26 protein-coding genes are annotated in these 24,280 nt (G+C 65.9%); 15 read left to right on the plus strand and 11 right to left on the minus strand.

All coding sequences use genetic code 11. From position 1 onward, the window contains the following. Positions 1–319: 319 nt before the first annotated feature. The 9 genes from AC0Z2B_RS00180 to AC0Z2B_RS00220 all read left to right on the plus strand — a co-directional run bounded on the left by AC0Z2B_RS00180 (position 320) and on the right by AC0Z2B_RS00220 (position 8,522). Complete coding sequence (locus AC0Z2B_RS00180) at positions 320–1,663, plus strand: 3-oxoacyl-ACP reductase (RefSeq protein ID WP_476294704.1); 1,344 nt, start codon at positions 320–322, stop codon at positions 1,661–1,663. Positions 1,664–1,665: 2 nt separating this feature from the next. Beyond that, a complete protein-coding gene (locus AC0Z2B_RS00185) occupies positions 1,666–2,520 on the plus strand; it encodes a MaoC/PaaZ C-terminal domain-containing protein (protein WP_476294705.1) in 855 nt (284 codons plus the stop codon). Positions 2,521–2,581: 61 nt separating this feature from the next. Beyond that, positions 2,582–3,421 carry an AraC family transcriptional regulator gene (locus AC0Z2B_RS00190; RefSeq protein WP_476294706.1) on the plus strand — a complete coding sequence of 280 codons (840 nt, stop codon included), beginning with the start codon at positions 2,582–2,584 and terminating at the stop codon, positions 3,419–3,421. Positions 3,422–3,469: 48 nt separating this feature from the next. Beyond that, the gene (locus AC0Z2B_RS00195) at positions 3,470–4,042 is read left to right on the plus strand and encodes a LysE family translocator (RefSeq protein ID WP_416422259.1); all 573 of its coding nucleotides are present in this window, start codon (positions 3,470–3,472) and stop codon (positions 4,040–4,042) included. Positions 4,043–4,251: 209 nt separating this feature from the next. Continuing rightward, a complete protein-coding gene (locus AC0Z2B_RS00200; RefSeq protein WP_416422258.1) occupies positions 4,252–4,557 on the plus strand; it encodes a MazG-like family protein in 306 nt (101 codons plus the stop codon). Next, a complete protein-coding gene (locus tag AC0Z2B_RS00205; protein WP_476294707.1) occupies positions 4,554–5,303 on the plus strand; it encodes a methyltransferase domain-containing protein in 750 nt (249 codons plus the stop codon). Before AC0Z2B_RS00200 ends, AC0Z2B_RS00205 begins: the two co-directional genes overlap by 4 nt. Positions 5,304–5,319: 16 nt before the next feature. Beyond that, positions 5,320–5,910: a DUF4136 domain-containing protein gene (locus AC0Z2B_RS00210; RefSeq protein ID WP_476294708.1), complete on the plus strand. Its 591-nt coding sequence runs from the start codon at positions 5,320–5,322 to the stop codon at positions 5,908–5,910. Between the two features lie 19 nt (positions 5,911–5,929). Continuing rightward, the gene (locus AC0Z2B_RS00215; protein WP_476294709.1) at positions 5,930–6,493 is read left to right on the plus strand and encodes a DUF4136 domain-containing protein; all 564 of its coding nucleotides are present in this window, start codon (positions 5,930–5,932) and stop codon (positions 6,491–6,493) included. 145 nt (positions 6,494–6,638) lie between these two features. Continuing rightward, the gene (locus AC0Z2B_RS00220) at positions 6,639–8,522 is read left to right on the plus strand and encodes a pilus assembly protein TadG-related protein (protein WP_476294710.1); all 1,884 of its coding nucleotides are present in this window, start codon (positions 6,639–6,641) and stop codon (positions 8,520–8,522) included. Positions 8,523–8,558: 36 nt separating this feature from the next. On the opposite strand, the gene AC0Z2B_RS00225 is transcribed toward AC0Z2B_RS00220, so the two are convergent. Both AC0Z2B_RS00225 and AC0Z2B_RS00230 read right to left on the minus strand, forming a co-directional pair. Continuing rightward, positions 8,559–11,243 (minus strand): PAS domain-containing sensor histidine kinase, encoded by a 2,685-nt coding sequence (locus AC0Z2B_RS00225; protein ID WP_476294711.1) that lies wholly within the window; start codon positions 11,241–11,243, stop codon positions 8,559–8,561. Further along, on the minus strand, positions 11,240–11,695 hold the full coding sequence (locus tag AC0Z2B_RS00230; protein WP_476294712.1) for a TadE family protein: 456 nt from the start codon (positions 11,693–11,695) through the stop codon (positions 11,240–11,242). Before AC0Z2B_RS00230 ends, AC0Z2B_RS00225 begins: the two co-directional genes overlap by 4 nt. 74 nt (positions 11,696–11,769) lie before the next feature. Between AC0Z2B_RS00230 and AC0Z2B_RS00235 the strand changes: the two genes are divergently transcribed. Together AC0Z2B_RS00235 and AC0Z2B_RS00240 are read left to right on the plus strand one after the other, a co-directional pair. After that, entirely contained in the window at positions 11,770–12,240 is a 471-nt protein-coding gene (locus AC0Z2B_RS00235) for a prepilin peptidase (protein WP_476294713.1), read from the plus strand. A 127-nt stretch (positions 12,241–12,367) separates the two neighbouring features. Beyond that, a complete protein-coding gene (locus AC0Z2B_RS00240; protein WP_476294714.1) occupies positions 12,368–13,126 on the plus strand; it encodes a response regulator transcription factor in 759 nt (252 codons plus the stop codon). A 2-nt stretch (positions 13,127–13,128) separates the two neighbouring features. On the opposite strand, the gene AC0Z2B_RS00245 is transcribed toward AC0Z2B_RS00240, so the two are convergent. The 8 genes from AC0Z2B_RS00245 to cpaB are packed head-to-tail and all read right to left on the minus strand — an operon-like array spanning position 13,129 to position 20,549. Then, a complete protein-coding gene (locus tag AC0Z2B_RS00245) occupies positions 13,129–13,389 on the minus strand; it encodes a DUF3613 domain-containing protein (RefSeq protein ID WP_473005246.1) in 261 nt (86 codons plus the stop codon). Between the two features lie 12 nt (positions 13,390–13,401). Then, positions 13,402–14,103 carry a hypothetical protein gene (locus tag AC0Z2B_RS00250; protein WP_476294715.1) on the minus strand — a complete coding sequence of 234 codons (702 nt, stop codon included), beginning with the start codon at positions 14,101–14,103 and terminating at the stop codon, positions 13,402–13,404. Positions 14,104–14,125: 22 nt separating this feature from the next. Further along, positions 14,126–15,010, minus strand: a complete 885-nt coding sequence (locus tag AC0Z2B_RS00255; protein ID WP_476294716.1) for a type II secretion system F family protein — start codon at positions 15,008–15,010, stop codon at positions 14,126–14,128. 1 nt (position 15,011) lies between these two features. Then, positions 15,012–15,896 (minus strand): type II secretion system F family protein, encoded by an 885-nt coding sequence (locus AC0Z2B_RS00260; RefSeq protein ID WP_473005243.1) that lies wholly within the window; start codon positions 15,894–15,896, stop codon positions 15,012–15,014. Positions 15,897–15,910: 14 nt separating this feature from the next. Then, a complete protein-coding gene (locus AC0Z2B_RS00265) occupies positions 15,911–17,179 on the minus strand; it encodes an ATPase, T2SS/T4P/T4SS family (RefSeq protein WP_473005242.1) in 1,269 nt (422 codons plus the stop codon). Further along, positions 17,176–18,369 carry a CpaE/TadZ family protein gene (locus AC0Z2B_RS00270; RefSeq protein ID WP_476294717.1) on the minus strand — a complete coding sequence of 398 codons (1,194 nt, stop codon included), beginning with the start codon at positions 18,367–18,369 and terminating at the stop codon, positions 17,176–17,178. Before AC0Z2B_RS00270 ends, AC0Z2B_RS00265 begins: the two co-directional genes overlap by 4 nt. Next, positions 18,366–19,604 (minus strand): type II and III secretion system protein family protein, encoded by a 1,239-nt coding sequence (locus tag AC0Z2B_RS00275; RefSeq protein ID WP_476294718.1) that lies wholly within the window; start codon positions 19,602–19,604, stop codon positions 18,366–18,368. The genes AC0Z2B_RS00270 and AC0Z2B_RS00275 overlap by 4 nt, the downstream gene beginning before the upstream one ends. A gap of 21 nt (positions 19,605–19,625) precedes the next feature. After that, on the minus strand, positions 19,626–20,549 hold the full coding sequence (gene cpaB, locus AC0Z2B_RS00280) for a Flp pilus assembly protein CpaB (protein WP_476294719.1): 924 nt from the start codon (positions 20,547–20,549) through the stop codon (positions 19,626–19,628). A 324-nt stretch (positions 20,550–20,873) separates the two neighbouring features. Here cpaB and AC0Z2B_RS00285 point away from each other — a divergent pair, with 324 nt between their 5' ends. From AC0Z2B_RS00285 to AC0Z2B_RS00300, 4 genes are all read left to right on the plus strand, one after another. Beyond that, positions 20,874–21,053, plus strand: a complete 180-nt coding sequence (locus tag AC0Z2B_RS00285; protein ID WP_473005238.1) for a Flp family type IVb pilin — start codon at positions 20,874–20,876, stop codon at positions 21,051–21,053. 78 nt (positions 21,054–21,131) lie between these two features. Beyond that, positions 21,132–21,545: a response regulator gene (locus tag AC0Z2B_RS00290; protein ID WP_416422240.1), complete on the plus strand. Its 414-nt coding sequence runs from the start codon at positions 21,132–21,134 to the stop codon at positions 21,543–21,545. A gap of 194 nt (positions 21,546–21,739) precedes the next feature. Continuing rightward, positions 21,740–22,033, plus strand: a complete 294-nt coding sequence (locus AC0Z2B_RS00295; protein WP_455924164.1) for a hypothetical protein — start codon at positions 21,740–21,742, stop codon at positions 22,031–22,033. A 39-nt stretch (positions 22,034–22,072) separates the two neighbouring features. Further along, positions 22,073–23,413, plus strand: coding sequence for an MATE family efflux transporter (locus AC0Z2B_RS00300; RefSeq protein WP_476294720.1), 1,341 nt, complete (start codon positions 22,073–22,075; stop codon positions 23,411–23,413). 24 nt (positions 23,414–23,437) lie between these two features. Here the strand turns inward: AC0Z2B_RS00300 and AC0Z2B_RS00305 are convergent, their stop codons facing one another. Beyond that, the gene (locus AC0Z2B_RS00305; protein WP_476294721.1) at positions 23,438–24,256 is read right to left on the minus strand and encodes an alpha/beta hydrolase; all 819 of its coding nucleotides are present in this window, start codon (positions 24,254–24,256) and stop codon (positions 23,438–23,440) included. Between the last annotated feature and the right edge of the window lie 24 nt (positions 24,257–24,280).

A 24,280-nucleotide genomic window follows, 5' to 3' on the forward strand; every position in this document is an offset into this window, starting at 1 on the left:
ACGCTTGCCCCTGCTTGGGCCCTCCGCTGCGCTACGGGTCCCCTCCTTCCGGCGCCGATCAACGGGCAGACGGCACCCGCTATAGAAGCCTGCGGGTTACCGTCTCTTCGGCCTACGGCCTCGGCCCTTCGGGCAGCCCGTTGATCGACACCTCCAGTCGGCCCGGGCGCTTTACGGGGCATACAATCAAGATCAACAGCCAGATCAATAGCCAGATCACAAGCCAGATCAAAGGCTGGATCACAGCCGCTCAACAGACCGAACGACCAGGTCGCCAACGTGGTCCACACTTTGAACTCAATCTGCCGGAGAGCGTTCCATGTCCGACCGTTATATCGACTTCGCCAATTCCGACCTCGGCCGCCGCCTGGTGGGCGCCGTAGGGCTGCCCACGCCGGCCCGGCTGGAGCGTTGGCAGGCCGGACGCCTGCGGCCCATCGACGGCACCCTGGTGGTGGGCGGCGGCCCCTTGGCGGCTAACGTCGCCGAACTGGCGCCGCGGCTCACCGACAGCGCCTTCGGCTTTGCCACCGACAACACCAGCCTGCCCGCCTGGACTGCCGGCCTGGGCCCGAAGATCAAGGCCGTGGTGTTCGACGCCAGCCACATCAGCGACAGCGCCGAGCTCAAGCAACTGCGCGAATTCTTCCAGCCGCTGATCAAGAGCCTCGACAACAGCGCCCACCTGCTGATCCTGGGCCGCGTGCCCGACGGCCTGGCACCTGCCGCGCACATCGCGCAGAAGGCCATCGAGGGCTTCAGCCGCTCGCTGGCCAAGGAGTTGCGCAACGGCGGCGTGCTGCAACTGCTACAGCTGGACGATGACGCCGAGCTGGAAGGCGCCCTGCGCTTCTTCCTCTCGCCGAAAAGCGCCTACGTCGACGGCCAGGTGCTGCGCCTCAGCCGCTGTGCCAGCCAAGTAGCGGACTGGACCCGACCACTGGCCGGCAAGAAGGCCCTGGTGACCGGCGCTGCCCGCGGCATCGGCGCCGCCATTGCCGAAACCCTGGCCCGCGACGGCGCCGAGGTGGTGCTGCTGGACGTGCCCCAGGCCAAGGCCGACCTCGACGCCTTGGCCGCGCGCCTGGGCGGGCGCACCGTGGACCTGGACATCTGCGCAAGCGATGCCGCGCAGCAGCTGATCGCCGCCCTGCCCGACGGCATCGACGTGGTGGTGCACAACGCCGGCATCACCCGCGACAAGACCCTGGTCAACATGACCCCCGAATACTGGGACTCGGTGCTGGCGGTGAACCTCAACGCCCCGCACCTGCTGACCCAGGCGCTGTTCGACAGCGGTACCCTGAAGGACCACGGCCGGGTCATCCTGCTGTCGTCCACCAGCGGCATCGCCGGCAACCGCGGGCAGACCAACTACGCCGCCAGCAAAGCGGGGCTGATCGGCCTGGCACAGGCGTTCGGGCCCACCCTGGCCGCCCGTGGCGCCAGCATCAACGCAGTGGCGCCGGGCTTCATCGAGACCCACATGACCGCGCAAATGCCCTTCGCCCTGCGCGAAGCCGGGCGGCGCATGAACGCCCTCGGCCAGGGCGGCCTGCCCCAGGACGTCGCCGAGGCCGTGGCCTGGCTGGCCCAGCCGGGCAGCGGCGCGGTCAACGGCCAGGTGCTGCGCGTGTGCGGCCAAAGCGTGGTGGGGGCCTGAGCATGAGCGTGCATTGGCAAGACCTCGACCGCGTCGACGGCCTGTCGGGCCTATACACCCGCGCCGCGCTGCGCCGCAAGATCAGCGGCACGCAGTTGCCCGACACCGGCCTGCGCGCCTGGCTGACGGTGGATAACGCGCGCCTGGCCGCCTACCGCCAGGCCTGCGGCTTCGGCGAAAGCGGCCTGCTGCCGCCCACTTATCCACACGTGATGGCCTTCGCCCTGCAGATGCAACTGTTGACCAGCCACGAGTTTCCCTTTCCCTTGCTGGGGCTGGTGCACCTGAGCAATCGCATCTGCGTGCTGCGCCCGCTGGGCGGCTTGAGCCGGGTGCACGCCAGCGTGCATGTGGAAAATCTCGAGCCACACGAAAAAGGCGCGACCTTTGGCCTGGTGACCCGGGTCGACGACGCCCTGGGCCCGTTGTGGGAAGAACACAGCGTGATGCTGTGCAAGGGCGTGAAACTGGACGGCGCGCCCCCGGCACAACTGCAGCCCAGCGTGGCGCCGCTGATCGAGCACTCGCGCTGGTACGCCGGCAACGACTGCGGCCGCCAGTACGCCAAGGTCTCCGGCGACTACAACCCCATCCACCTGAGCGCCGCCAGCGCTAAGCTGTTCGGTTTCCCCACGGCCATCGCCCACGGCATGTGGAGCCTGGCACGCTCGCTGGCGGCGTTGCGCGAGCAGCTGCCTGCGGCGAACGTCGAGCTGCACGCGCAGTTCCGCAAACCGGTGCGGCTGCCCAGCGAGCTGATCCTGTGGGCCAGCACCGGCGGCTCCAGCGGCCAGTTCGAGCTCAAGGGCAAGGCCGACCTGCTGCACATGGAGGGCGGCTGGTCGCCCGTCGCCTGATGGCCCGGGGCTGCACAAAGCTTCTAGACAGCCCCCGGCGCGCGCGCGATAAGCTTGGCCCATGAACCCATCCAACTGGATCGACCTGGCCCAGGACCGGGAAACCGGCATCGAGACCCTGCGCGCCCACTTCTACAAAGGTCATGCCTACGACCCGCACTGGCATGACAGCTACCTGGTGGGCGTCACCGAGCAGGGCGTGCAGCGCTTCAACTGCCGGCGCACCCTGCACGACAGCACACCGGGCAAGATTTTCCTGATCGAGCCCGGCGAGATCCACGACGGCGAAGCTCCCGATGACGCCGGCTTCACCTACCGCATGCTGTACCTGGACCCGCACTGGCTGGAGCGCGAGCTGGCCAGCCTGTTCGAGGAAGCCCCTGCCAACCACGCCCTGAGCTTCGCCGAGACCCTGACCCAGGACCCGCGCCTGGCCCACGCCGCGCTATTCGCCTTTAGCGCGCTGCACGGCCAGGAACTGCGCATCGTGCGCCAGAGCGCGCTGGACGGCCTGCTGGAGCGCCTGACCACCCACACCCAATGGCGCCAGCGCCAAAACAGCGACCCGCGCCTGCCGCTGGTGGCCCAGCGCGCCCGCGATTATTTGCACAGCAACTGCTTCCGCGACCTGGGCATGGACGAACTGGCCATGGCCTGCGGCGTCGACCGCTTCCGCCTGACCCGCGCGTTCAAGGCCGCCTTCGGCCTGCCGCCCCACGCCTACCTGGTGCAACTGCGCCTGGCCCGCGCCCGCCGCCTGCTGGCCGGGGGCGCCTGGCCAGCGGACGTGGCCAGCGACCTGGGTTTCGCCGACCAGAGCCACCTGGGGCGCTGGTTCATGCGCGCCTACGGCATGACCCCGGCGGCGTACCGCAAGCGCTGCTCAAACCTTCCAGACTGAACACCGCGCAGCGCCGATCATGGCCACTCCCCGTTTTCGGAGCCTGCCATGCTCGCCTTCATGCTGTTTGCCTTCGTCGCTTCCATCACCCCCGGCCCCACCAACATCCTGGTGCTGAGCAACAGTGCGCGCTTCGGCCTGCGCGCGGTGCTGCCGATCATCCTCGGTGCCTGCGCGGCGGCGGCGCTGATCGTGCTGGCGGTAGGCACCGGCCTGGGCCGCACGCTGATGACCCTGCCCTACGTGAAACCGGCCATGACCGTGGCCGGCCTGCTGTGGCTGACCTCGCTGGCGTGGAAAATCTGGGCCGCGCCGGCAACCGCCGTACACGCTGACGACGAGCGCCGCCTGGGCCTGGCCAGCGCTGCCAGCCTGCAACTGGTGAACCCCAAGACCTGGATGATGGCCCTGGCGGTAGTCAGCGTGTTCAGCGCCCAGGGCCTGGCCGTGCAGTGGCTGGCGCTGGCGTTCTTCCTGGTGTCGCTGCCGTGCATGGGCTGTTGGGCGCTGCTGGGCGCAGGCTCCGCGCGCTGGCTGCGCTCGCCCCGGGCCATGCAGCGCATGAACCGCACACTGGCGGTACTGCTACTCATCTCCACCTGGCTCACCGTCATCCTGTAGCAGCGGCCAAAGGCCGCGTCCCGGACGGCGCGGTTTCCAGGATTCATCGCGTCGGGGCCGGACGCAGCCTGCGGCAGCTGCTACGACGATCAGCGGGCGTCGCGGTTTCGGGGAATTTGCACAGGTTTCAGCCGCCATACAGATTTTCATTCGCGTTGCTCTTGCGCGCCGCGCGCCTGCGCCCCAAGCTTTAGGCACAGGAGAGCCCCATGAACCTCGAAGAACTGACCCAACGCCTGCATCGCATCCGCGACAACAATGACTGGCGTGGTTTCCACAGCCCCAAGAACCTGGCCATGGCCGCCAGCGTCGAAATGGCCGAGCTGGTGGAAATTTTCCAATGGCTGAGCGAAGACCAGTCGCGCCAACTGCCGGCGGACAAGCTTGAGCACGCCGGCCAGGAAGTGGGCGACATCGTCCTCTACCTGTTGCTGCTGTGCAGCGAACTGGGCCTGGACATGGACGCCGTGGTGCGCGCCAAGCTGGCCCACAGCGAACGGCGGTTCGCCAAATGAGCGACCGTCACTTCGATGAGCTGGCCACCCGCTTCGCCGAGAAGATCTACGGCGGCGCCAAGGGCGCCATCCGCCTGGCCGTGTTGCAGACTGATCTGACCGAAGCCCTGCCCCAGCGCCCGTTGCGGGTGCTGGACATTGGCGCCGGCCTGGGCCACATGTCGCTGTGGCTGGCCCAGCAAGGGCACCAGGTAACCCTGGCCGAGCCCGCCGAGCCCATGCTCGAAGGCGCGCGCCAGCGCTTCGCCGAGGCCGGCCTTGCCGCCACGTTCATCCAGGCGCCCTGGCAAAACCTGCCCGGCCTGCTGAGCGAGCAGTACGACCTGGTGATCTGCCACGCCGTGCTGGAGTGGCTGGCCGAGCCGTTCACCATCCTGCCGGTGTTGCGCAGCCTGGTGGCACCGGGCGGCTGGCTGTCGCTGGCGTTCTACAACCGCGACGCGCTGGTGTACCGCAACCTGCTCAAGGGCCATTTCCGCAAGCTGCGCAGCAACGACATGGCCGGCGAAAAGCAGAGCCTCACCCCGCAAATGCCCTTGGACCCGCGCGAGCTGCAAGCGCAACTCGACGGCCATTGGCAGGTCGAAAGCAGAAGCGGCGTACGGGTTTTTCACGATTACATGCCGGTCGACTTCCAGAAGAAAGCGGCGCTGGACGACCTGCTGGAAATGGAACTGGCCTACCGTCGCCACCCGGCGTACGCGGGCCTTGGCCGCTATCTGCACTGGATCTGCCGTCCCGTCTGACGCTGTGGAGATCACCATGTACCGCCCACTTGCCTTGAGTCTGATCGTGCTGGCCCTGGTCGGCTGCGAAAGCCCCAACCCCTATACCGCCAGCTCCAACCCGCTGCCGCCGGCGCCCCCGCAGGCGGCGCAGACCTTCGACCGCAGCGCCTACCCGGCACAGCCGCGAGATTTTGCCAGCTACCGCAGCTGGACCTGGTTCAACCACCAGCCGCCGCCGGGCAGCCCGCTGGCTGAATCCGACCAGATCGCCGAGGCCGTCAGCGAGGGCCTCGACCAGCGCGGCCTGCGCCCGGCGCGCAACGGCCCGGCGGACCTGCTGGTGAGCACTGACGTGCGCATGGAGAAGCGCCTGCGCCAGGTGCAGGAAGATTACGGCCCGGGCCCAGGTTACGGTCCCTATGGGCCTTACGGCGGCTATCCTCCTGTAGTGCGCACCTACGAGGTGCAGGTCATGGTGGTGCGCATCAACCTGTTCGACGGCGCCACCGGGCAACCGGTCTGGAGCGCCAGCGCAGAGACAGACGGCCAAGGCAGCATCAGCCAACGCGGCGACGCCTTGCGCGGCGCCGTGAACAAGGCCCTCGCGGCCTACCCCCCACGCTAGGTAACTGGAGAACATCATCATGTTCCGCCGTCTTGCTTTACTGTCAGTGGTGGCGCTGTTGCTCAGCGCCTGCGAAAGCAACCAGGTCAACCACGACTTCGACGCCAGCCGTGACTTCGGTGCCTACCGCAGCTGGAGCTGGAAGGAGCCGGCCCTGCAATACCGCCCCGATGACCCGCGCATCAAGAGTGACCTCACCGAGCAGCGCATCCGCGAGGCGGTGGCCAGCGAACTCGACCAGCGCGGCCTGCGCCCCGCCCAGGCCGGGGCCCGGGGTGACCTCAGCGTGCAGACCTACCTGATTGTCGAGAACCGTCAGCAGCAGATCACCACCAACTACGGTGGCGCCTGGGGCGGTTACTGGGGAGGCTACTGGGGCGGGCCGATGTACAACGAGACCCGCAGTGTGGACTACAAGGTAGCGACCATCCAGGTCGACCTGCTGGACGGCCGCGACGGCAAGCTGGTGTGGCGCGGCAGTTCCGAGCAGATCATGAACAGCTACCCGCCCAGCCCCGCCGAGCGCACCGCGGCCATCCAGAAGACCGTGACCAAGGTGCTGTCCACCTACCCGCCCAAATAACCCCCGTAGCAGCGGCCAAAGGCCGCGTCCGGACCGTGTCACGGCGGGACGCGGCCTTTGGCCGCTGCTACGGGTGCAACCGCGCCACCTGCTGCTACGCTGAAACACACCCACTGGACGTGACAGTGTCGGCAAGGAGTGCTCGATGGTCCCGCGCTTTGCTTCCCCGTACCGGCAACGCGGTGCGATCGGCCTGATGGCCGCCATCACCCTGGGCATGGCCTTGTTGTTCATGCTGCTGATCATCGACAGCGGCAGGATCTACCTTAACAAGCGCCAGTTGCAGAGCGTCGTCGACGCCGCCGCCCTCGAGGCGTCGAACATGAACGCCGTGTGCAGCGGCACGGGCGTCAACGCCCTCACCCAGGCCACGACCAGCGCCGCGCGCAACGGCTTCACCCTGGGCTCGGGCAACACCCTCACCGCCACCTGCGGCACGCTGACCACCGGCAGCAACAACCTGCGTACCTTCACCAGCAGCATCACGGCCACCCAGGCGATACAAGTCACGGCCACCGAATCGGTCACCTCCAGCGTGGCCTATGGCATATGGAGCCTGATGACCGGCGCCGGCGTCAGCACCACGACCACCCTGCACGCCACGGCCACGGCAGGGTACGTGGGCAACCCGCTGGCACAGTTGAATATCCGCAGCAGCCTGGCCACCGTCGACTCCAGCCAGTCCCCGTTGCTCAACGCCTTGCTCGGTGGCCTGCTGGGCGGCAGCCTCAACCTCAGCGCCGCGCAGTACAACGGCCTGCTCAGCACCAACGTCAACCTGCTCAGTTACTTGAACCAGGCCGCCATCACTGCCGGCATAACGGCGGGTGACTACACCACGCTGCTCAACACCAACTTGAGCGTGACCACTCTGGTTCAGGCCGCAGCTACCCTGGTACAGCAGAACGGCGCCGCCGCGACGGTGACCACCGCGCTGGGGCAGATTTCAGCGATTGGCAGCGGTTCGACGATCAAGTTGGGGGATTTGATCCAGACCACTACCGGCTCCAGCACTGCGGGCCTGAACGGCAACTTGCAACTGTTTCAGTTGGTGCAGGGCATTATCCAGGTGGCAGGGTCGGGGAAAGCCGTGGACATCAGCGCCGGGATCAACCTGGGCAGCCTGGCGACGGTCAGCGTGAAAGTGGGCATCATTGAACCGCCGCAGTTTTCCGCGATTGGCAACCCGGCCCTGGCCAAGGCCAACCCCACCGGGCCGAACCAGATCTACGTGAACACGGCCCAGGCTCGGATCCTGGTTTCATTCCAGTCAGCCGCCATTAACGGCCTGCTAAACGGGGCGCTGTCGACACTGAATGCGGCCCGCGTGCTGTGTGTGCTGGGCGGGTGCAACGTTCCCGACGTGGTGGTCAACACCACCATCGGCGTTGGGGTGCTGGCGGGTAACGGCAGCGCCTATGTCACAGACTACAACTGCCAGGGCACCGCCCACTCGCTGACCACGCAGACGAATCAGTCGGCCGCCACCGTCATGGTCGGCAACATCAATTCGGCGAGTTTCTTTTCTTCTTCCACACCTGTCGTAAATACGCCACTGACCCTGCTGGATATCGGCAGCGTGTACTGCAGCGGAGTATTGGGGACGGGGTGCGGCACCACACACACCGTTGGCACTTTCGGCACGCTGACCCTGGGCGCCAGCAGCACGGTCGCGGGCAGTTCCACCGCCTATACCTACACGCCAACCCCCAACGTCGGCCAGGCTTCGCTGTACCAATCGTTCTCCAGCTCCAATGTAGTGACCAGCCTGGGCAACACTCTGGCGGGCATTTCGCTCAGCTACGTCGCAGGCTCCGGTGGGGGGTTGTTGAGCGCCATTCTGAGCCTGGTCACTTCGACGGTATCAACACTGCTGGGCACGCTGCTACCGCTAATCACCAGTGTGCTTGGCGCAGTGGTTGACCCGCTGATCAACAGCCTACTGTCGTTGCTGGGCATCGACCTGGCCACGGTGACGGTAGGCGCCAACCTCACCTGCCAGACCGGCCGGGCGCAGCTCGTGCTTTGACGCGGCCTGCGGCCGCTGCTACAGGGGACGGCGTGGTTATTCGGGGTGGGCGATGGGCAGTTCGATGCAGAAGCGTGCGCCTTCGTCAGTGTTGGTCACGCTCAGGCGGCCGCCCATGTTCTCGATGATGCCGTAGCTCACCGACAGCCCCAGCCCGGTGCCGACGCCCACGGGCTTGGTGGTGAAGAACGGCTCGAAGATTTTCTCCAGCAGGCGCGGCGGGATGCCGCCGCCGTTGTCCTGCACGTAGAGGCGCACGCGCTCGTCGTCGGCCTCGGCGGTGGTTTCGATCCAGGGCTCCAGTTCGCGGTTGCCTTCGCGCTTGGTCAGCAGCGCGTCGCGGGCGTTGACCATCAGGTTGATCAGCACCTGTTCCAGCTGGTCGACGTGGCCACGCACCACCACCTCCAGGGTGATTTCCGGCACGCGCAGCTCCACGCCCTTGCCTTTCATGCCCTCGGCCAGCAGCGACAAGGTGCCCTCCACTGCCACCTTGGGGTTGAACAGCTGCATCTCGATTTCCGAGCGGCGGCCGAACACCCGCATGTGGTCCACCACCCGCGCGGCGCGTTGCACCTGGGCGTCGATGCGGTTGAGCTTGTCCTGCAGGTAGTCGATCTGCACGTCGCCGTTGCCCAGGCGCTTGAGCACGTTGACGATGGCCATGCGCATCACGTTCAGCGGCTGGTTGATCTCGTGGGCAAGGCCCGTGGCCATCTCGCCCAGAGTGGCCATTTTCGCGCTCTGGGTCAGCTGCTGCTGGGTGCGCCGCACTTCGGTGTTGTCGCGGCCCACGGCCTGGATCTCGATCAGTTGCCCGCGCTCGTCGAACACGCCACGGTCAGACCACACCCACCAGGCATGCTCGCGGCCGGGCAGTTGCAAGGCAATTTCCGCGGCGCTGACCGGTTGCTGCGGGGTCAGCGTGGCCAGGCGCGCCACGAAGGCGTCGCGCTGCTCGTTGGACAGCCAGTTGCCCAGGTTGATGCCCGGCAGCTCTTCGGTGCTGCACTCCAGGTACTTGGCCAGCGGCTGGTTGCCGAAGGTCAGGGTCAGGTCGGGGCGGTAGCGGCAGATCATCGCCGGCGAGTCTTCCACCAGGATGCGGTAGCGCTCCTCGCTCTGGCGCACCAGCTCGCTGGCGACGGTGGCTTCGGTCACGTCCAGCCACAGGCCAACGGCTTCCACGGGCATGCCCAGGTCATCGCGCAGCAGCCGGGCTTCGTCCAGCACCCAGTGGTAGTTGCCCTGGCGGTCACGCAGGCGGTAGCGGCTGCGCACCGCGCCTTCGCGCAGCAGTTGGCGGGTGCGCTGGAAGTAGCCGTCGCGGTCGTCGGGGTGCACCCACTGGGCCATCTCGCCGTCCTGGCAGTCTTCCAGGGCCCAGCCCAGCAGCGGCCGCAGGCTGTCGCTGAAGAAGGTGGGTTGCAGCGCCCCTTCGGCGTAGCGCTGCACGTAGATGACCGCCGGCGAGCTGGCGATCACGTTGTCCAGGCGCTTGTGGGCGGCGGCGGCCTGCTGTTGCTGGTTCTTGATATCGCTGATGTCGAGCATCATGCCCACCACGCGGCGGATGCGGTCACCCTCCAGCACGCGGCCCTGCACCCGGAACCACACCGGCGGGTCGCCCTTGTGCAGGCGCACGCTGAGGCTCAGCTCGTGGCCGCGCTGCACGTCACGCAGGCGGCTTTGCAGCTCGGCGCGGTCGGCGGGGTGGACCAGCGCCAGCCAGTCCTGCAGCGGCAGTTGTTGCGGGGCGTCCAGGGCCTGGGCCAGGCCGGGGGCCAGCTGCAGGCTGTCACGTTCGGGGAAGAACTCCCACCAGCCAGTGCCCATCAGCCCCTGCAGGGTTTCCAGGCGCTCGAGCTGGTGGCGATGGCCGCGCTCGGCCAGGCGCGCCAGCACCGGCCCGGCAAGGGCCGCGAACAGCGCCTGGCCATGTTCTTTCAGCACAACAGGCACGCCCGTGGGCGGCAGCGCGCACAGCAGCCAGGCGGCGACGCCGTGGTTTTCGCGGTACGGCACCAGGCAGCCCAGGGCCGGCGCCAGCAGGTCGCTGTCCAGCAGGCCATGGCTGTCCAGCCCGGGCAGGCTGCGGTTCAGGCGCGTTTCGGCGGGCCACAGGGTCAGTTCGCCGGGGCGCAACCAATCGCTGAACACCTGCCACTGGGCCGCCTCGCCGGCACGCAGCAGCAGGGCCACGCCCGGCAGCTGGCACTGGCTGGCAATGCCGTGCAGTTGCTCGGCGATCACTTCATCCAGGCGTTCCAGACTGCTCAGGCGCAGGCGTTCGGCAATCTGCGCCAGCAGGCGCTGGAACTGGCCGTGCGCTTGCTGCTGGCCACGCTCGGCCAGCAGGTCGCCAACATCGAACACCTGCAGCACCCAGCCTTCCGCCTGGTGCTGCACCCAGCCACGGGTGTGCAGGGTGCCGTCGGCGGCCTTGAAGTCCAGGTCCAGGGTCTGGCCCTGCCAGTCCGCCGGCTCGCCCTCCACCACCAGGCAGCTGTTAGGCTGCAGGTAGTTGGCCAGGCGGCGGTCGGCGCTGGCCGCTGCGGCCAGTTGGTGGCGCAGGGGGCCGCTGAGGCGCAGCACCTGGCCCTGGGGGTCGAGCAGCAGTTGCAGGCCGCTGGCCACCTGGGGCGCCACTTCCAGCGCCACCGGCAGCACGGGCGGCGGTTGCGAGCGCCAGCGCCCGAACAGCTTCTCGCCGGCACTCAAAGCATGATGCTCGAAGAGACCGTCATGGTCGCTGGCAGGTTCGGCACCTGCCCCAGCCCCGGCAGGGTCAGGAACGGCATGACTGCATTCAGGTTGCTGCTGGGGTAATTGATGGCCACGGTGAGCAGGTTGCCGGCGCCCGCGTAGGTAACGGAGATGTAGCTGGACGAGAAGTTCAAGGCCGTGGGCAGCCATGAATTGGTCATGGCTTTAGTGATTGAATTGGTGGCCGTGGACTTGACCAGTGCGGTATAGCCGCTGCCAGAGGTGGCCGGGTCGACCGCCACGCTCTGGCGCACGGCCTCGGCCGTGGCCTCGTTGAAGGTCTGCATCATCAGCAATGGCAGGCTGTAGGCGACCACCCCGTAGAACACCGCGAAAAAGATGACGAAGACCAGCGCGAATTCAATCGCGGCCGCACCTTTTTGCTTGTGGGGGAGGCTTGCATGCATGATCGCGTCTACCCTGACAGTACACCTGTGTTAGAGCATAGAATCATTCGACGAAAAGGGACGTTTTTTACCGGATGCCAAGCCTAGTACTATTGATCTGGTTTACCCTCTGCGCCGAACAGGACATCCGCCACCGGCAGATTGCCAACGGACTGACTTTTGGCGGAGCGCTGTTCGCGCTGTTCTTCCTGTTCTACAGCGGCCACACGTGGCTGGGCGGCACCGCCGAGGAAGCCGGCCTGGCACTGGCCATCGCCATGGTATTGACCCTGCCCGGCTACATCAGCGGCCGGCTGGGCGCAGGTGACGTCAAATTGCTATGGGCCCTGGCTCTGGCCACCGACCGCATGCATGTGCTGGCCACGTTCATAGGCGCCGGGGTGACCATGATCGCCTGGATGCTGCTGGGTCCGCGTGTATGGAAACGCCTCAGCCCACGGCTGCGCAAACGCTTGCAGAACCTGCAGCCGGATCCCCAGGTCAAGCCGCCCTTCGTGCCGTTCCTGCTCGCGGGCTTCCTGGCGTCACTTCTTTGGATCCACTGATCGATAAACACGCCTGCCTCTATGTACTTAGTCGGAAAGTACAGCTAACGTCAAAAGGTAGTGGCTGGCCATCATGTGCCACTACTTCAAGAGACCTTGCCTATCAGTTGCCAACAGGGAGTTGCTCGTGAACAAGCACGTCTCGTCCGTCAAAGTGCTGGTCGTCGACGATGAACCCGAGATCGTCGAACTGCTCTGCGAGCTGCTGGAGACCAGCGGTTACCAGTGCGTGCCCAGCCTCAGCAGCCAGCAGGCGCTGGAATGTTTTGCCCGCGACCCCGCCATCGGCCTGGTGCTGTGCGACCTGCACATGCCCGGCCTGGACGGCATCGAACTGGTCCAGCAACTCAAGCGCGTGGCAGGCAAGGGGCGCCCGTTCGAGCCCATCATGATGACCGGGCGCGCCGACAAGCAGGATGTGATCAAGGCCATGCGCGAGGGTTTCGTGGACTATTACCAGAAACCCGTGGATATCGACGAACTGCTGGAAGGGCTGCAGCGCCACGAGGCCAACCTGGCAAGCCGCCTGCAGACTGTCCAGCACCTGGGCCACCTGAACGAAAAGCTGCAGTTCCTCGCCAGCTCCATCAATGACCTGTACCAGGACCTTGAACAGGTGCGCGAGCAGGCGCTGGAAGCGCCGGCAACTGAAGCAGCACGGGCGATACCGGCCGGCTTCGACCAGCTCTCGCCGCGGCAAATGGCCGTGGCGCAACTGGTGGGCAGAGGCCAGACCAACTACCAGATCGCCTGCGAGCTGGGCATTACCGAGAACACCGTCAAGCTTTACGTGAGCCAGGTGCTGCGCCTGACCCACATGCATAACCGTACGCAACTGGCCCTGGCGCTGGCGCCCAACCAGCGGCAGCGAGCCACTGCCTACTGACGCTAGTGCTCGATCTTGCCGGAGTCATCCCTGACATACCACTGCGGGATCTTCAGCTTGTAACTGTCCAACCAGCGCTGCATCGCCGCCTCGCGCTCCACGGCGGTGGTCGGCTGCGGGTTGCGCGAAGCCGCCTGGCCGCTGCTTTGCAGCAGCAGCCATTGCTCCGTGCCCTGCTGCGCCGCTGATGCCGGGCCGGGCTCGATGGCCCATGCCGGGCTGGTGCACAGCGCCATCATCACGGCCAATGCCTTGATTCCCATGCTGCCTCCTGACTATTTGACCGGTGAAACCGGTGCCTCGATGGTCGCCACCACCTTGCCGCCTGTCTTGAGTTTATCGGCGCGCACCTGGGCCTCGCCGACCTGCTCGGGCGTGAGGTTGGCGCGCGTCGTCAGTTCGGCGGCCTGCTGCCATTTGTCCTGGTAAATCAGCAAGGTCACCATATTCACTGCCGCCAGGCTGTCCCCCTGCTTGAGTTCCATGGCGGTGAGGAACTCGAAGCGCGCATCTTCCAGGCGTAGCTGGTTGAGGTAGACCACGCCCAGATCATTGCGGATTTTCTCGTCGGTGGGCGACAACCGTGCCGCACGCAGCAAATGGCTCATGGCCAGGCCATTGTCGCCCTTGGCGGCCGCCAGCTGGCCAAGGCCGTGCTCACCCTCGGCTGCCATGCAGGTACCCAGCAGGCCGCGGTACAGCGGTTCGGCCTCCCCGCGCCCCAGCAACCGCATCACCCGCGCCTTGCGCACGCGCACTTGCACCAGGTTGTCGGGCAGCCCTTCGAGGTTGGCCAGGCTGGCGTGCAAGCGGCCTTCGTTGGCCATGTCGTCGGCCAGGTTCAGCGACAGGTCCTGCTCGGGCGTAGGCTTGGGGCATTGCCCAGGCTTGCCGTTGAGGGCCTGCAGGTCAAAACGGCCGTCGGCGGCACAGCCGGTCAGCGCCAGCAGCAGGGTGGCCATCAGCAATGCTTTCATCAGTACGTGTCCGTTGCAGGGTTCAATGGGTAAAGGCTCTGGAAATGGCGACCATTCCCGGACCCGCCAACACAATCAGCAACGCTGGAAACAGGAACACCATCATGACCACCGACATCTTGCCCGACAGCTTCGAGATGTATTCCTGCTGGGTGGTGAGGCGCCGGTCATCGAGCAACTGCTTCAAGGCGAGCAGAGACTTCATTGCCCCGCCCCCCTGGTTGATCAACTGCCGCAGGATGACGCAGGTGTCGGTGAACTCATCCACCGCCAGCAGCCGCGCTATCCCGTCCAGCTGCTCGCCCAGCTCCAGGCCAGAATCCACGCGGGTCAGCGCAAGGCGCAGCTCGCTGCTGAGCACCGGTAGCAAGCCCTCGGACTCATGGGTAAGGATGCGCAGTGCCTGTTCAACGGCCAGGCCGGACTCAAACAGAATGCGCAGCAGCGGAATCAGCGTGGAAACCTCACGGGCAACTTGTTGCTTACGGCGGTTCGCCGCCCACGCCAACACCCGTTTGGGCAAGATATAGCCGATGCCCAGGGCAAAGAATGGCGCGAGCATCTCATGCTCCACCGGCAGGAAGAACAAGGTCTGCACCGTCCACACCAGGCCCAGCGCCAGCAATGGCGAGCTCACCTGCCAGGCGGCGAAACGTGCGCGCTGGCTGGCCCGGCGCCAGCCGATGCGGTCGAGCAGCACCTGAGTCTCGCTGTCCATGCGGATCGCCCGCTGGCCCAGGCCGCTTTCGCCCAACAGTTGCAACCAGCTGCCCACACGGTTGTCCCGGTCCCGCTGGCCGCGCAGGCGGCGCGCCACCAGGCGCTGGCGCTGGACCTGCTGCCGGTAGTACAGGACGAAGACACCACTGCCCAGCAGCAGCAAAAGCGCACTCAAGAGCAAAGGCATATCAGATGCTCCTCAGCATGCGCCACAGCGCCACGCAGCCACCGACCTGCAACAGCAACGCGGTCAACAGCAGGTGCTGGCCCGTCGGCTGGTGCCACATGCCTATCAGGTACCCAGGATTGGTCAGCAGGAAGTAGCCCACCAGCAACACCGGCAGCGCAGCCAGCACTGCCGCCGTCATGCGCGTTTCACCGGTCATCGCCGACAATTGCCGCGCGCCCTGCTCGCGTTCGCGGATAAACTTGATGAGGTTCTCCAGCAACTCGCTGGCATTGCCGCCAAAGCGCTGGTTGATCCGCAGCCCAAGGGCGAACAGACGGAATTCATCGCGATCGAACAGCTCGGCGAAGTCATCCACCGCCTCGTCGAGGCTGACGCCCAGGCGAACGTTGCGGTCCACCCGCATCATCGCCTCGCGCAACGGGTCGGTGCTGGCGTCCATGGCCCCCAGCACGGCGTCGGCGAGGGTGCGCCCGGACTTGAGGCTGCGCACCGTATAGTCGAGCAGCGAAGGCAACTGCTGGATCATCCGTTGCACACGACGCTCATAGCGCCAGCTGACATAGGCGCGCAGCACGAACGGTGGCGCCAGCAGCATGGCCGCCAAGCCGAACCAGCCGCCCAGCAAGCCGCCCAGCAAGGCCAGCCCGGCCCATATTGCCAAAAACAGGCCCACGCGCTCACTGGCGCGCCCCAGCCCTGCGCGCAGGAAACGCCGCTCCATCCATTGCATCAACGGCTGGGTGCTGGCCGGCTCGGCCTGCCCTTGCCCCAGGCGCGCCAGCACCAGCTTGTCGCCCTTGTGCCGCAGCCCCAGCAGAAAAAACCGTGCCGCCAGCGTCAGCAGGCCCAGGCTCAGCAGGTACATCGCGATCGCCAACAGCATGCGCGCCCCCCGGCCTAGTGCACGTGGGTGAAAGAGTCCCGGCGCAGCTTGTCGCCAGCCGGGTTGATCGCTTCGCGCACAAAGCCGTAGCCGGTCTGGCGGTCGAGGCGGAACAGGGTGTTGGTGACGTAGACGTCGTCACGCACGGCCACTACTTCCACGACCTCGCTCACACAGCGGCGGCCATCGGGGCGGCGGGTGAGCTGGATCACCACGTCCAGGGCGGCAACAATCATCTGCCGCAGGGTTTTCTCGGCCACGGTGCGCCCGGTCAGGCCCACCAGGGTTTCCAGGCGCAACAAGGCATCCTGGGCGTTGTTGGCGTGCACGGTGCTCATGGAACCATCGTGGCCAGTGTTCATGGCGGTGAGCACGTCCACCACCTCTACCCCGCGGATCTCGCCAAGGATGATGCGGTCGGGGCGCATCCGCAGGGCGTTGCGAATCAGGTCGGCGGACTTTACCTCGCCGTGCCCCTCGGCGTTGGGCGGGCGCGTTTCCAGGCGCACCACGTGGGGGTGGTCCAGCTGCAGCTCGGCCACGTCCTCGATGGTGACCAGCCGTTCGTGCGGGCTGATCAGTTGGCTGAGGATGTTGAGCATGGTGGTCTTGCCGGTACCGGTGCCGCCACTGACCAGGATATTGCAGCGCTTGCCCACGGCTTCCTGAATGAAGTCGTAGATGGCCTGGTCGATGGTCTGGGTGGCCATCAGGTCGGTGCTCTTGAGCATGTCCTTGCGAAATTTACGAATCGACAGGCACGGGCCATCCAGGGCGATGGGCGGGATGATGGCATTGACCCGGCTGCCATCGGGCAGCCGCGCGTCGACCATGGGCGAGGACTCGTCCAGGCGCCTGCCCAGCGGCGCAAGAATACGCTGCATCACCCGCTCCACATGGTGGGCGTCGATAAAGCGCAGGTCCGTGTGGTGCAGCACCCCCTGACGTTCGACAAACACTCGATGGGGGCCGTTGACCAGGATCTCGGTCACGCTGGCATCGCGCAACAGCACCTCCAACGGGCCGTAGCCGGTCAGCTCATCCACCAGCTCCTCGGCCAGGCGTTCCATTTCATAGCGCGACACGGCCAGGTGGCGGCGGGCGATGTAGTCGCCCACCCGGTCCATGACGAACTGGGCCAGGACCGGGCGGGAGCCTTCCAGCAGGTTTTTGCCCGACTCTTCGATGGCATCGATGATAAAGCGGTGCAGCACCAGCTTCAGGCCCTGGGGGTCGCCGCTTGTGCCCTGGCCACGTGGGCCGCCGAACAGTTTTTCGCTCATTCCTTGCCCCCCCACAGACGGTTGAACCAGCCCGCCCCTTGCGGTTTCACCGCCTCGGAGCGTTTGGCCAGGCGTTCCCCCAGGGCCTTGAGGCCGTTGGTCAGGGTTTCCCGCGGGGCCAATTCGAACAGGCTGGTACCCTGGTTCTTGGCGTTCATGCGCACCTCCGGGCTGAACGGCAGCACCGACAGCACTGGCAACCCGTAGCTTTTACCCAGGGCGTCGGAATCCGGCGCCACGGCCCGCAGGTAGCGGTCCACCAGCAGGCGTGCGTGCTGCAGTTTCATGCCCTTCTCCCGCCACAGGTTGAGCACCGCCAGGTTGCGCCGGCACTCCACCACGTTCTGGTCGGTGTACCAGAGCAATTTGTCGCAGTGGCTGACGAAGGTGCGCAAGGCTTCACTGTCGGGCTGGCCCATGAGGTTTACCACGATGTGCTGGAAATGCTGGCGCAAGGCGCTGAGCAACATGTACAACTCGGCGGCACTGGTCTCTTCCAGCGGTTCATCCTTTTCGCCATAGGCCAGGATGCTCATGCCCGAGGGGGCCCGCGGGAACGCACTGTCGATCATGGTGCCGTCCAGGCGCCGCAAGTTGCGCAAGGCGTCGCCGAAATGGAAGGTGGTCTCCAGGTTGAGCATTGCCAGGCTGCTGCCACGCGGCAGCCCCAGGTCCAGCAGCAGCGTATGTTGTTTACTGCGGTGCACCACCAGGCCCAGGTGCGCCGACAGCAGCGCACCATCGCCATCGGCCTGGGCGCCGTACAGCACGGTCAGGGCACCCAGGTTAGGGTTGGTGGCCACCGGCGGCAGGCGTTTGCTCAGGCGGCGCACCAACCCGGCCACTTCGCTGGAGCGCGACCCGTAGGCCACAAAGTCACGGGCGCCGGCACGCATGGCATTGAGCACCAGCTGGTTGTCCATGCCATCGCCCAGGGCCACGACCGCCAGCATCGGCTTCGCCTCCAGTGCGCCCTCGATGAGTGCGCACTGGTTGCCCACCTGGTCGCGGTCCAGGCCAATGAACACCAGGCTGGCGAAGGTCACGTCCACCAGCGCCAGCAATTCATCGAGGCTGCCGCTGGCGGCGCCCACCACCTGGCCCAGCGGCGCCAGGGCGCCCTGCAGCCACTCCAGGTCACCATCGTTGCGGGTGATGGCAAGAAACGTCTGACTCAGGCTCTGGCTCATTTGGACAGCCCACTCATTCGGTCGAAATCGCCACTTTCGAGGAAGTACATCCGGTACCAATTGGGGTCGTAGTTGTGCAGGTTCTCGCCGGGCATGTTCGGCAGCCGCGCATTGGCGGCCAGTGGCCTGACCAGGTGCGGGGTGACGACCATCAGCAATTCCTTTTCCTCACGGGTGATGTTGGAGGTGCGAAAGAACGCACCCAGCACCGGGATATCGCCCAGGCCGGGAAACTTGCTCACATCGGAGGTGGTCTTGTTGCTGATCAACCCACTGATGACGAAGCTCTCGCCATCAGCCAGGGACACGCTGGTGTCGGTGCGGCGCACGTTCAAGGCCGGCACCGTGGTACCGGCAATGGTAATGCCGGCGGTGTAGTCCAGTTCGCTGACCTCGGGCGCCACCTTCAGGGAGATGCGGTCGCCGCTGACCACCGTCGGCGTCAACGTCAGGCGAATACCGAATTCCTTGTATTCGATGGAGATGTTGTTGCTGCCGCTGCTGGGCACCGGGATAGGCACCTCTCCACCGGCAAGGAAACTCGCGCTCTGGCCACTGAGCGCTACCAGGCTGGGGCGTGCCAGGGTGTAGGCGAAGCCACTGCTTTCCAGGGCGTTGATCAGGCCCAGCACCTTGCCGCCGCCAAAGGCAATGTTGAAGCTGCCGCTGGCCAGGGTCGCGGCGCCGGCCACGCTGCCGATGCCACCGGGGGCAACGGTGCCGCTGACGGTATTGGGTGAGCCAAACAGGAAGTTCGAGCCCTTGCCGAAAATCGACGTGCTGGCCTCCTTGAGCTTGGTGCGGCTGACTTCCACGAAACGAATGTCGGTCTGCACCTGGCTGGGCAAGTCGGGGTCGCTGACAGGCGGCCCGCTGAGTGGGTCGAGGCCGGCGGTGGCGGCACCACGGACAAACACCATGCTCTGCCGGGGTGCGCTGGAACAGTCGGTCCATACCGTCAGGCTGGTAGTGCCCTGGGCCACGCCCGTTACCACGAAACCATTGGCCCCGGCAGCGCGAACATCAGCGATTTTCGGCTCGCCAATCGCCACGCGGGTGATGGCAACCGGGGTGTGCACCTCGTTCTGCAAGCCTTGGGTCACTTCCATCACGCCTGGCAGCGTAGGCAACTGCGCACAGCCAGCGCTAGCCGCCTGAACAGCCGGCACACAACTGCCCGCCAACAGCACGCTGCAGATCATTCGCTGGAAAAGCGGCACGGTACGACTGCTCATTCAAGGCATCCTTGCTGTCATTCAGGGCGTTTTATCGGGCTTCTCGTTTCCGCGAATCACTTCCATCTCGCGCCGCGCCGGGGCTTGGCCAGCACTGGGCGATGCCGCGCTGCTCATGGCCAACTGACTGAACTGCAGCAACTGGCGGTTGGTGGTTTCCACCGCCTGCGCACTGTCCTTTTCACCTGACCAGTAGCGCGCCAGGCGGTTTTCGTCGGCGCTGCGCACCGCCAGGCGCAAGGTCCCGGCCTGGGCCCCCAGCATCAACCGGCTGGCCAGCGCCTGGGGCACGGCCAGCACCACGGTACGGGCGCCCTTGCGGTTCTTGTCATCGTTGCCGGCACCCGGCACGGCCGCATGGCCGTCGTTGGCCAGGCCCAGCTGTTCCCCTACGCTGAGCACCCGCACCGCAGGTATCACCACCTGGGCGGAGGCCAGCGGATTGCTCTGTTGCTGGGGCAAGTACAGCATCACATCGACATAATCGCCCGGCGCCACTTGACCAGCGGCGCCGATGACCTCATCGACGCCAACGGCCAGCGCCCGCTCATCGGCGCGAATCATGCGCGCCAATGGCCCGCCTGCGCTGAAGGCGTCGTCACTGAGCCAGGTCCCTGCCGCCAGGCTTCGCGAGGTGCTGCGCCCCATGGCCTGGTCCACCGAGGCAAAGCTGCCTGGCGGGGCAATGTGCACTTTCTCGATGGCCAGGTCCGCGGCAGCCAGGGGGGTATTGGGGATGATGTCGCGGGCCAGGACCACCACAGATTGGGTCAGCTCGCCTGGTGCGGCGGCCGACGCCACGGGTTCCGGGCACGAGAGGGCCGTGTTACTGGCAGGGGTCACAGGCGATACGGCAGGCTTGCTCAGCACGATGCCCCAGTAGGCCGCCACCAGTGCTCCCATCAGAAACAGGCCCGCCAGAATCATGGTCAATCGACTGCTCAACTGCGCGCCTCCTTATGCCTTGTAACCGTCAGCCTTCCCAAGCCTGGCTCACCGCGGGTGTTAAGTGCGTGAAACTATTTCGCTATTTCAAGGTAGTAGAGGTAGGACGAAACGCCATTACCGGGGTGAACAAAATCCACGCAAACGTTGGCGGTTTGAAAAAACAACAACTTGTTGACGCAGCAGCGCCGACTATCGCTTTAGTGATAATGCTTTCTTACAGTTGCTGGGCGTCATTATGTTGCCGATGCTGAAGACCAAGGGATCCACGTCACGTTCGGCATCCCTTGCCATCAGCGCCCGGGGCGCCAAGGAGATGTCTTCATGTCCCTCTTCAAGAAAACCAAGACTGAAATCGTGCAGTTCTGGCAAGACAAAGGCGGCGCGTCAGGTATCGAATACGCAATCGTCGCCGCGATGGTGGCGGTGGTCATCGTCGCGTTCATCAGCCCTATCTCAACCTTGGTCAAAGGGATTTTCACCACCATCCAAGCTTCCCTTTGATGGCCTACACTGAGGTGAACCATTGTTGAGCTGCCACGGCAACAGTCTCATGTTCTCACCCGGCATCAGGTATTTTCTATGAGCCCCTCTCCACCCCCACGCCAACAACTGCTTCTGGTGGACGACGAAGAGGACGCACTGCTGGAGCTCGCCGAGCTACTGGAGGGCGAGGGCTTCTGCTGCTTCACGGCGACCTCGGTCAAGCTCGCCCTGCACCACCTCACCCGCAACCCCGATATCGCCCTGGTGATCACCGACCTGCGCATGCCGGAGGAAAGCGGCATGTCGCTGATCAAGCGCCTGCGCGAACACACCTCGCGCCAGCACTTGCCGGTGATCGTCACCTCGGGCCACGCCGACATGGAGGACGTCAGCGACATGCTGCGCCTGCAGGTGCTGGACCTGTTCCGCAAGCCCATCTACCACGTGCGCCTGCTGGAAACCCTCAACAACCTGTTCCCCGAGCCGAAAATCCACCTGGTCGGCCATTAGAGCTGTCACCGCAACCACTTCTTACCGCCTGTAGCAGCTGCCGAAGGCTGCGTCACGTCCAGACGCAGCCTTCGGCAGCTGCTACGGGTCGGCGCGTTGCGCATCATCCGGCTACGATGTAGTTGAACTTGGTGCCGTTGGTCGTGCCCAAGGCTCTGGCCGGCAGCACGCCGGTAATCGATCGGGAAACACACATGCACGCAGACGGTTTTTTCGAATGGCTGGGCCAGGCGCTGGGCGCCATCATTCGTTTCGTGGTCGACAGCTTGAGCTGGCTGTTCAACCTGCTGGCCCACGCTGGCGGCAATTTCGTCGACGGCCTGTCGCGCACCCTGGGCATGGACGCCTCGCTGATCAGCATCATCGCCCTGGTGATCGGCCTGATGTTCCTGTATTCGGCCTTGCGCGCGTTCATGCGTGCCTCGATCTTCCTCGGGGTGATCTGGTTGATCCTGGGCCTGTGGCTGCTGAGCTGGATCATTCACTGACGCCAATCAGGTAGGATGGCGGGCCCGCAAGGAGCCTGCATGAGCACACTGCTGAACGACTGGCGCGACCGCCCCACCCACCGCCGGGTGTGGGCCCTGGCCGCGCCGATGATCCTCTCCAATATTTCCGTGCCGCTGGTGGCGCTGGTCGACAGCACCGTCATCGGCCACCTGCCCCACGCCCATCAACTGGGGGCTGTGGCCGTGGGCGCCAGCCTGTACGGTTTCCTGGCCTGGGTGATGGGCTTCCTGCGCATGGGCGCCACCGGCTTCGCCGCCCAGGCCGCCGGGCGCAACGATGGCGCCGGGCTGCGCCAGGTGCTGGCCCAGGGCCTGATCCTGGCGCTGCTGTTTGCGCTGCTGCTGTGGCTGCTGGCCCTGCCCTTCAGCCACCTGGCGCTCAGCTTGATGCAACCCTCCGGGGCGCTGGCGCAAAGCACCCAGGCGTTCTTCCAGGTGCGCCTGCTGGGCCTGCCGGCGGCGCTGGCCAGCTACGCGCTGGTGGGCTGGTTCCTGGGCACCCAGAACGCCCGCGCGCCGCTGGCGATCCTGCTGGTGACCAACATCACCAACATCATCCTCAACCTGTGGTTCGTGCTGGGCCTGGGCTGGGGCGTGATCGGCTCGGCCTGGGCCTCGGTGCTGTCGGAGTGGTTGTCGGTGGCCATCGGCCTGGCGCTGACCCGCCCGGCGCTGCGTGCCTATCCCGGCCAGGTGGCGTGGGCGGCGCTGCGGCGGTGGCGGAACTGGCAGCCGATGCTGGTGGTGAACCGCGATATTTTCCTGCGCAGCCTGGCCTTGCAACTGGTGTTTTTCCTGATCACCGTGCAGGGCGCGCGCCTTGGCGATGCCACCGTGGCGGCCAATGCGCTGCTGCTCAATGGCCTGATGGTCACCGCCTACGCCCTGGACGGCCTGGCCCACGCGGTGGAAGCCCTGTGCGGGCATGCCATCGGCGCCGGCCAGCGTGACGAACTGCGCCGCTCCATGACCGTGGCCTGCGGCTGGTCACTGCTGGCCAGCGTCGTCTTCGCGCTGGTGTTCCTGTTTGGCGGGCACCTGTTCATTGCCGCGCAGACCAACATCCCCAGCGTGCGCGCGACGGCTGACATCTACCTGCCGTACCTGGCGGTGCTGCCGTTGATTGCGGTGGGCAGTTATTTGCTGGATGGGCTGTTCATTGGCGCCACCCGCGCGCGGGAAATGCGCAATGCCATGCTGTTGAGCGTGGCGCTGATGCTGCCAGTGGGGGTGGTGACCATGGGGTTGGGCAACCATGGGCTGTGGCTGAGTTTCCTGTTGTTCATGGCGCTGCGCGCGCTGACCTTGGGCGTGGTCGGTTGGCGACTGCACCAGCGCGACGGTTGGTTTACCCCATAACGAGGACGCAGCCTTCGGCAGCTGCTACGGGGCGGCGATGAAATGCACCACATCGGGTAGCACCGGGGCCAGCCAGCGCAGCGGCTTGGCCAGGCTGCCCACCAGGGTGACGTGGTTGATGCGGTCGTAGTAGAAGTCCTGCACCGGCACGCCCAGCGCGCGCAGGCGCCCGGCCAATTGGTGGGTGTTGCGTTGCGGGTTCACCAGGCTGTCGCTGTTGGCGGCAATCAGCAGGGCCGGCGGCGCGCTGGCGCTCAGGTGGTTGATGGGCTGGGAATCGGGCGGCTCGTGCGGGGCGAAGAACACCGGCTTGGCCTCGGGGTTCTCGATGGGCAGGAAGTCATAGGGCCCGGCCAGGCCGATCCAGCCATGCAGGATGGCCGGCGTCAGGCCCTCGGCCGCCAGCCAGCGCGGGTCCAGCGCCAGCATCGCGGCGTTGTAGGCACCCGAGCTGTGGCCCATCAGGAAAAAGCGCTGGGGGTTGCCGCCGTACTCGCCGATGTGGCGGTAGGCCCAGGCCACTGCCGCGGCGTTGTCCTCGAGAAACGCCGGGTAGCGCACCTGTGGATACAGCCGGTAGTCGGCCACCACCGCCACGATGCCCTGGGACGCCAGCGCCTCGCCGACGAAGCGGTACTGCTGGCGCGAGCCGCTGTTCCAGGTGCCCCCATAGAAAAAAACCACCACCGGATGGTCCGGCAGTGGTTTCAGAGGCTGGTAGATGTCGAGCATCTGCCTGGGGTCGGGGCCGTAGGCCACCCCCGCGGTCAGCCGGTAGCTGTCCGAGGGGGTGACGCGGTCCACCAGTTTCAGCGGCGAGCAGGCTGCCAGGGCAGCCAGCATCACGCCGCCCAGGACTGCCAGCAG

Source organism: Pseudomonas sp. GYB4201, assembly GCF_056312595.1.

Coding starts and splice junctions, on each gene's coding strand:
- AC0Z2B_RS00180 (WP_476294704.1), top strand. CDS start 320: ATGTCCGACCGTTATATCGACTTCGCCAATTCCGACCTCGGCCGCCGC.
- AC0Z2B_RS00185 (WP_476294705.1), top strand. CDS start 1,666: ATGAGCGTGCATTGGCAAGACCTCGACCGCGTCGACGGCCTGTCGGGC.
- AC0Z2B_RS00190 (WP_476294706.1), top strand. CDS start 2,582: ATGAACCCATCCAACTGGATCGACCTGGCCCAGGACCGGGAAACCGGC.
- AC0Z2B_RS00195 (WP_416422259.1), top strand. CDS start 3,470: ATGCTCGCCTTCATGCTGTTTGCCTTCGTCGCTTCCATCACCCCCGGC.
- AC0Z2B_RS00200 (WP_416422258.1), top strand. CDS start 4,252: ATGAACCTCGAAGAACTGACCCAACGCCTGCATCGCATCCGCGACAAC.
- AC0Z2B_RS00205 (WP_476294707.1), top strand. CDS start 4,554: ATGAGCGACCGTCACTTCGATGAGCTGGCCACCCGCTTCGCCGAGAAG.
- AC0Z2B_RS00210 (WP_476294708.1), top strand. CDS start 5,320: ATGTACCGCCCACTTGCCTTGAGTCTGATCGTGCTGGCCCTGGTCGGC.
- AC0Z2B_RS00215 (WP_476294709.1), top strand. CDS start 5,930: ATGTTCCGCCGTCTTGCTTTACTGTCAGTGGTGGCGCTGTTGCTCAGC.
- AC0Z2B_RS00220 (WP_476294710.1), top strand. CDS start 6,639: ATGGTCCCGCGCTTTGCTTCCCCGTACCGGCAACGCGGTGCGATCGGC.
- AC0Z2B_RS00230 (WP_476294712.1), bottom strand. CDS start 11,695: ATGCATGCAAGCCTCCCCCACAAGCAAAAAGGTGCGGCCGCGATTGAA.
- AC0Z2B_RS00235 (WP_476294713.1), top strand. CDS start 11,770: ATGCCAAGCCTAGTACTATTGATCTGGTTTACCCTCTGCGCCGAACAG.
- AC0Z2B_RS00245 (WP_473005246.1), bottom strand. CDS start 13,389: ATGGGAATCAAGGCATTGGCCGTGATGATGGCGCTGTGCACCAGCCCG.
- AC0Z2B_RS00250 (WP_476294715.1), bottom strand. CDS start 14,103: ATGAAAGCATTGCTGATGGCCACCCTGCTGCTGGCGCTGACCGGCTGT.
- AC0Z2B_RS00255 (WP_476294716.1), bottom strand. CDS start 15,010: ATGCCTTTGCTCTTGAGTGCGCTTTTGCTGCTGCTGGGCAGTGGTGTC.
- AC0Z2B_RS00260 (WP_473005243.1), bottom strand. CDS start 15,896: ATGCTGTTGGCGATCGCGATGTACCTGCTGAGCCTGGGCCTGCTGACG.
- AC0Z2B_RS00265 (WP_473005242.1), bottom strand. CDS start 17,179: ATGAGCGAAAAACTGTTCGGCGGCCCACGTGGCCAGGGCACAAGCGGC.
- AC0Z2B_RS00270 (WP_476294717.1), bottom strand. CDS start 18,369: ATGAGCCAGAGCCTGAGTCAGACGTTTCTTGCCATCACCCGCAACGAT.
- AC0Z2B_RS00275 (WP_476294718.1), bottom strand. CDS start 19,604: ATGAGCAGTCGTACCGTGCCGCTTTTCCAGCGAATGATCTGCAGCGTG.
- AC0Z2B_RS00285 (WP_473005238.1), top strand. CDS start 20,874: ATGTCCCTCTTCAAGAAAACCAAGACTGAAATCGTGCAGTTCTGGCAA.
- AC0Z2B_RS00290 (WP_416422240.1), top strand. CDS start 21,132: ATGAGCCCCTCTCCACCCCCACGCCAACAACTGCTTCTGGTGGACGAC.
- AC0Z2B_RS00295 (WP_455924164.1), top strand. CDS start 21,740: ATGCACGCAGACGGTTTTTTCGAATGGCTGGGCCAGGCGCTGGGCGCC.
- AC0Z2B_RS00300 (WP_476294720.1), top strand. CDS start 22,073: ATGAGCACACTGCTGAACGACTGGCGCGACCGCCCCACCCACCGCCGG.
- AC0Z2B_RS00305 (WP_476294721.1), bottom strand. CDS start 24,256: ATGCTGGCTGCCCTGGCAGCCTGCTCGCCGCTGAAACTGGTGGACCGC.